This is a genomic window from Citrobacter sp. Cpo142 (assembly GCF_030332425.1).
GTDB lineage: Bacteria > Pseudomonadota > Gammaproteobacteria > Enterobacterales > Enterobacteriaceae > Citrobacter > Citrobacter portucalensis.
Genome location: NZ_JAOWHW010000146.1, coordinates 1 through 6,171 on the forward strand (window position 1 = coordinate 1; position 6,171 = coordinate 6,171).

General features: G+C 47.3%; 5 protein-coding genes and 2 pseudogenes. All 7 read left to right on the plus strand.

The window, feature by feature from the left end; all coding sequences use genetic code 11:
* The coding region (locus OGY18_RS24410; protein WP_004153308.1) for an IS5/IS1182 family transposase at positions 1–200 on the plus strand (200 nt) is incomplete at its 5' end.
* A gap of 135 nt (positions 201–335) precedes the next feature.
* A pseudogene (locus OGY18_RS24415) lies at positions 336–758 on the plus strand (recombinase family protein); the annotation flags it as partial.
* Between the two features lie 375 nt (positions 759–1,133).
* Entirely contained in the window at positions 1,134–2,129 is a 996-nt protein-coding gene (locus OGY18_RS24420; protein WP_044715397.1) for a LacI family DNA-binding transcriptional regulator, read from the plus strand.
* 15 nt (positions 2,130–2,144) lie between these two features.
* Complete coding sequence (gene rbsK / locus OGY18_RS24425; RefSeq protein ID WP_044715395.1) at positions 2,145–3,068, plus strand: ribokinase; 924 nt, start codon at positions 2,145–2,147, stop codon at positions 3,066–3,068.
* Between the two features lie 63 nt (positions 3,069–3,131).
* Positions 3,132–4,553: a PTS transporter subunit IIC gene (locus OGY18_RS24430; RefSeq protein ID WP_044715394.1), complete on the plus strand. Its 1,422-nt coding sequence runs from the start codon at positions 3,132–3,134 to the stop codon at positions 4,551–4,553.
* Entirely contained in the window at positions 4,550–5,227 is a 678-nt protein-coding gene (gene rpe / locus OGY18_RS24435; RefSeq protein WP_044715392.1) for a ribulose-phosphate 3-epimerase, read from the plus strand. The genes OGY18_RS24430 and rpe overlap by 4 nt, the downstream gene beginning before the upstream one ends.
* 364 nt (positions 5,228–5,591) lie before the next feature.
* Positions 5,592–6,171: pseudogene (locus OGY18_RS24440) on the plus strand (IS110-like element IS4321 family transposase); the annotation flags it as partial.

Genomic DNA, 6,171 nt, shown 5'->3' on the forward strand with positions numbered 1-6,171 from the left:
CCATCAACATCGAATACATGAAAGCCAGCATCCGTGCCAGGGTGGAGCACCCGTTTCGCATCATCAAGCGGCAGTTCGGCTTCGTGAAAGCCAGATACAAGGGGCTGCTGAAAAACGATAACCAACTGGCGATGTTATTCACCCTGGCCAACCTGTTTCGGGTGGACCAAATGATACGTCAGTGGGAGAGATCTCAGTAAAAACCGGAAATAACGCCAGAAATGGTGGAAAAAATAGCCTAAATAGGCTGATTCGATGTGTTTGCGGGAAAAAAATCGGCCCAGATCCGCGAAATTTTAATCAACGAGTCAGCTTGGGAAGACATGACCTGCTTATTCGCACCTTCCCTTGACCGCATGGAAAATGGCGATGTGTTGATTGTTACTAAACTCGACCGGCTGGGGCGCAATGCGATGGATATCAGAAAAACGGTGGAACAACTGGCTACTTCAGATATCCGCGTTCATTGCCTGGCCTTGGGCGGGGTGGATCTGACCAGCCCTGCAGGAAAAATGACCATGCAGGTGATCTCAGCGGTGGCAGAATTTGAAAGAGATTTGCTGCTTGAACGTACGCACTCTGGTATCGCGCGAGCAAAAGCGGCTGGAAAACGATTTGGACGTCCTTCTGTACTGACAAAAGAACAGCAACTTATGGTGATTGCACAGATTAACTCCGGTATAAGTATCAGCGCCATTGCGCGGGAATTTAATACTACTCGGCAAACCATACTCCGGGTAAAGGCTGGGCAGCAATAATCTTGAGTGTAAATACAGCTCAAAACCTCTCAACTGGACGGTCTGCTATGTGCCAAGCGGACATAGCAATCTACCATTCCTGGCAGTCTACTTAAAATGTCGTAAAGGTTGATAGTCACTATGCTGCAGGCCTCGGTTTGGGGTAATCAGTGGCCATTGCCTCATAAACGAAGAATGGTAGGACCAGCCTCTCACCTTTGATGATCTTTTTGTGATGCTTATCAAAAAAATGAAATACCAATAATCTTTGATTATCATGTTTTGTACCAGAATTTCAGGGGGTTGGGTGGGGCACGGCCCATTTTCCCTCAGAACAGACAATTGACATCAAAACAACACCGGTAGTATTGTTTCGTAACCGGTTACGGAGAAAGTATGACAACCATTAAAGATATAGCAAAAAAAGCCGGAGTATCCGTAGCAACTGTATCTAGAGCAATAAACAACAAAATTGATATCAGCGAAGATATGCGGAAGTACATTCTGAAGATTATCGATGATATGGGCTACGTACCGAATTCCATTGCTAAAAATCTGTCCCATGGCCGGACGAACCTTATTGCCGTTATGCTGCCGACATTAAACAACCAGTTCTTTTCAGATTTATTATCTGAAATAGAAAAGGAAGCCAACAAAAACGGATATAACACCCTATTCTTTAACAGCAGTGATGACCGGACCAAGGTTGAATATTACCTTAACTCGATGCGCAGTAATTTTGTTTGTGGCGCCATCATTAACTCACTATCGGTCACGGGGAAGGATCTGGAGAACCTCGAAAAGAATGGCATTAAAACCATCACAATAGACCGTTCAGGCTCTGATCCTCATTATTCGTCAGTGACGGTAGACCATCGAACGGGGGGCAGAATTGCAACTGAACACCTGTTTGAAAAGGGATGTCAGCATCCTGTCATGCTTTCGGGGGCTCCTGACGACGCCATTGCCAATGAGCGTATGGCTGGATTTGCGGAAGTCATTTTATCAAAAACGGGTCGTACAAATATCACGGTGATCCACAGTGATTTAACAGCACCCGGTGGTCATCATGCCTTTATGGAATTTATTAGGAAAGGTGAAAAATTTGATGGCGTGTTCTGTTCGAACGATGCCATGGCATTTGGTGCCATCCGTGCCTGTACGGATTCAGGAATAAAAGTACCCGATGATTTACTGGTGGTTGGATACGATAACTCGTCGATGGATGAGATGTTTGTGCCACGACTCAGTTCGGTTAATCAGCATCTGAATAAAATTGGTCAGCTCTCAATTGAATCCATGATTGAGCTCATCAATGGCAGGACTGAAATTAAACATTTGAGCATTACACCAGAATTAGTTATCAGAGAATCAACCTTAAAACGAGAGTAGAAATAAGGAGTCATTATGTACGATATCGTCGTCATGGGCAGTATCAATATGGATGTGATTGTGAACTGCCATGAGTTTCCAAAGAGTGGGGATAATACATTCTGTAAATCCATTCAGATGACTGCAGGCGGGAAAGGGAATAACCAGGCGGTCAGCGCTGCCCGTTATGGCAAAAACGTCTGTTTTATTGGCTGTATTGGTGATGATGATGCCGGACGCCAGCTGCGTCAGAATCTCAAAAAACGCCGGATTGACGATTCGTACATGATCGTAAAAGAAGGGGCAAAGACGGGTTCCTGTGTGGGTCTGGTTGAGCCGACCGGCGATAACACGCTGCTGGTTAACCTCGGGGCTAACTTTGCTTTCGGTCCGGAAGATGTCAGCAAAGCGCTGGAAGAGATCAGCGGAAAGATTTTGCTGATCCAGATGGAAACCAGCCAGGAATCGGTCCTTGCTGCCATGCGCATGGGGCGTGCAAAAGGTATGTTTGTGATCCTGGACCCGGCGCCGGTGCAGGGCATTAACCCGGAATGCTTCCCTTATGCTGATTTGATTGTTCCGAACAGCAGTGAAACCCGCCATATTACCGGTGTTACCGTGAATGATGAAAGAAGCGCACTGGAAGCGGCAAAAATCATTCACAAAATGGGTGTGAAAAACGTCATTATTAAAATGGGTGGCGATGGTTGCCTGCTTTATCAGAATGAGAAATCCGTCTTTATTCCAGCGCTGCGGGTTAATGCGGTCGATACTGTTGGAGCAGGTGACTGTTTTGCCGGCGCACTCGCCAATTATCTGATTGACGATGAAAGTAATATCGAAGATGCGATCCGATTTGCCCAGGTTGTCGCCGGTATTAAAGTTTCTCGGGCAGGTGGTCACGATGCGATCCCGGCGATGGATGAAGTTAAAGCCGTTATTGAAAGTATTACCGTCTGATTAAACGACCAATAATATTAACTCTGTATTAACTATTCCTGTTATTCAGGAAGGGTGGCCTACATGCTTTCGCAACTGAATTCTTATTTCTCATCGTTTATATCGTTGGGTGCACCGGCAATGATGTTTTTCATCATTACGCTGCTTTCATTATTATTTCGCGTAAAAATATCTAAAGCCCTCGAAGGAGGGATACTGATGGCGGTCGCCCTGACCGGGATGGGGGCGGTGATTTCATTACTGACCGGGGCGTTCGCACCGGCACTGAATAAATTCGTTGAATCGACAGGGGTTTCTCTCTCTATTACGGACTTAGGGTGGGCCCCGCTGGCCGTGATCACCTGGGGTTCCATGTACACGCTTTATTTCGCGACAGTCTGCATCATTATTAATGTCCTGCTGCTTTCGCTGAAGCGGGTGAAAACGCTGAACGTCGATTTGTTCAACATCTGGAATATCTCAGTAATAGGATTATTGACGCTGTACTATTCAGAAAATAATCTGGTGCTGACCACATTTGTGGTGGGTGTGATTTATATTCTGATGCTGGTTAATTCAGATGTGATGCAACCGCAGATTAAAAAATTGCTGAAATATGACCAGAGCAGCATTACCACTACTGCACACCCTTCTTTACTGATTTGTCCACCGGTCCTGATGGTGAATGAACTTATTTCACGTTTTATTCCATTTATCGATAAGTACGATTTTGATGCTGAAAAGCTGAACGAAAAAATTGGCTTCTGGGGTTCTAAATTCGCCATCGGCGTCTACCTCGGATTCTTTGTCGGTATTCTTGGCAAACTGCCAATGAGCGAATTGTTTGCGCTGGCCTTTACGGCCGGGGTCTCCCTGGAGCTGTTCAGTGCGGTTGGTAACTGGTTTGGTCCGGCGATTAAACCGCTGTCAGACGGCATTGCCACCATGATGGAAAAACGCTTCAAAGGTCGCCAGATTTATGTGGCAATTGACTGGCCGATTCTGGCGTCCCGCGCAGAGCTGTGGGCCGTGGCGAATATTCTGGCGCCAGTGTTACTGGTGGCAGCCATCATTCTGCCCGGTAATAAGGTGCTGCCACTGGGGGGGATCTTACTGACCGTACTGGCCCCGGCGCTGCTGATTATTACTCAGGGTAAGGTGATCCGGATGACCCTGATTGGTACGGTGCTGATCCCGCTGTTTTTATGGGCCGCCACGCTGATTGCTGAGTTTGTGACCCGGACGTCTATTGCCATGAACAGCTTCCCGAAAGGGCTCTCGCATGACCAGCTGTTCTCCTCCGTGGACTCTGATCCACTTGAAAAAATGCTTTCCATGTTAATCGCCAAAGCCAGCGTATCTCTCGATATGCAGATGGTGGTGATGTCAGTTATCGCGGTCGTAGCCTATCTGGGTATGTTCATCTGGTATTTCCGCCGGATGCAGCAAATTAACGCGGCGCGTTTTGTGTGTGATCCTTCTGTAAATTTTGAGGTGGTTAAATGAGACTTTTAGGGGCATCCCTGATGTGTGCCGATTTCCTGCAGCTTGGTGGGCAAATCTCGGAACTGGAGAAAGGGGGTATCGATTTCTATCATATCGATATCATGGATGGCCAGTTTGTCGATAATTTTGCGCTGAGCATTGATTTTATCCGTTCTATTAAGCCACTGACGACCCGTCCTATCGATGTGCATCTGATGGTGGATAAACCGGAGCGCTACATTGAGCCGCTGGTTAAAGCCGGCGCGGACATTATCACGGTGCATGCCGAAGCGGTCACCCATCTGCACGGTGTGCTGAGCACCATTCGCAGTCACGGGGTGAAAGCCGGCGTCGCACTGAACCCGTCCACGCATGTGGAGTCTCTGGGGTACGTGGTGGATCTGATTGATGTGCTTCTCATCATGACTGTGAATCCTGGCTTTGCGGGGCAGAAATTCATCGACGCGATGCACGAAAAAGTTCGCTTTGCGCATACCTGGCTTAAAGAGCACGGCAGTGATGCGGTGATTGAAGTCGACGGGAATATTGGCCACCACACCATCCCGCCATGTGTTGCGGAGGGTGCGGGAATGTTCGTGCTGGGTACCAGCGCATTGTTCCATAGCCGCGGAACGCTGGCAGAAAATCTGGCGGAAACCCGGGCTATCACTGACACTGTCCAAATGGAATCATGAATATATTAAGATCTCCAATGTGACCATGATAAAGGCCCCTCTTTGGGGTCTTTTCAAAAAAGTCACAATTGTTCAGTTCATTCTTATGAACAGCATTCTGCCGTGTTTCTCCCATTACGTACCATAATGAATGGTCCCGTTTAATGTTGTTCACATATGGGACTCAACAAAAACTACCACCTACGATGCTTCCCGGACAGATGGCAATTTCTTCCCAGTAACCTTACTGGCCCGTCCGGACCTCGCTCAAAACTGCCTGTCAGGCCAGCTTAAAAAACAGACTTAACGTAGGATATTTAATGAGATGGTCACTCCCTCCTTCCCAGTACTATGCTGAGGACAGGCTTTCATTCGGAGAACCATCATGGAAAACATTGCGCTTATTGGTATCGATCTGGGTAAGAACTCTTTCCATATTCATTGTCAGGATCATCGTGGGAAGGCCGTTTACCGTAAAAAATTCACCCGACCAAAGCTAATCGAATTTCTGGCGACATGCCCGGCAACAACCATCGCGATGGAAGCCTGTGGCGGTTCTCACTTTATGGCACGCAAGCTGGAAGAGTTAGGGCATTTTCCAAAGCTGATATCACCGCAATTTGTCCGCCCATTCGTTAAAAGCAACAAAAATGACTTCGTTGATGCTGAAGCTATCTGTGAAGCAGCATCACGTCCATCTATGCGTTTCGTGCAGCCCAGAACCGAATCTCAGCAGGCAATGCGAGCTCTGCATCGTGTCCGTGAATCCCTGGTTCAGGATAAGGTGAAAACAACTAATCAGATGCATGCTTTTCTGCTGGAATTTGGTATCAGCGTTCCGCGAGGTGCTGCCGTTATTAGTCGACTGAGTACCCTTCTTGAGGACAGTAGTTTGCCTCTTTATCTCAGCCAGTTACTGCTGAAATTACAACAGCATTATCACTATCTTGTTGAGCAGATTAAAG

Bases quoted from the DNA above. Each gene is read 5' to 3' on its own strand.
- OGY18_RS24430 (WP_044715394.1), top strand. From the start codon at position 3,132: ATGCTTTCGCAACTGAATTCTTATTTCTCATCGTTTATATCGTTGGGT.
- rpe (WP_044715392.1), top strand. From the start codon at position 4,550: ATGAGACTTTTAGGGGCATCCCTGATGTGTGCCGATTTCCTGCAGCTT.
- rbsK (WP_044715395.1), top strand. From the start codon at position 2,145: ATGTACGATATCGTCGTCATGGGCAGTATCAATATGGATGTGATTGTG.
- OGY18_RS24420 (WP_044715397.1), top strand. From the start codon at position 1,134: ATGACAACCATTAAAGATATAGCAAAAAAAGCCGGAGTATCCGTAGCA.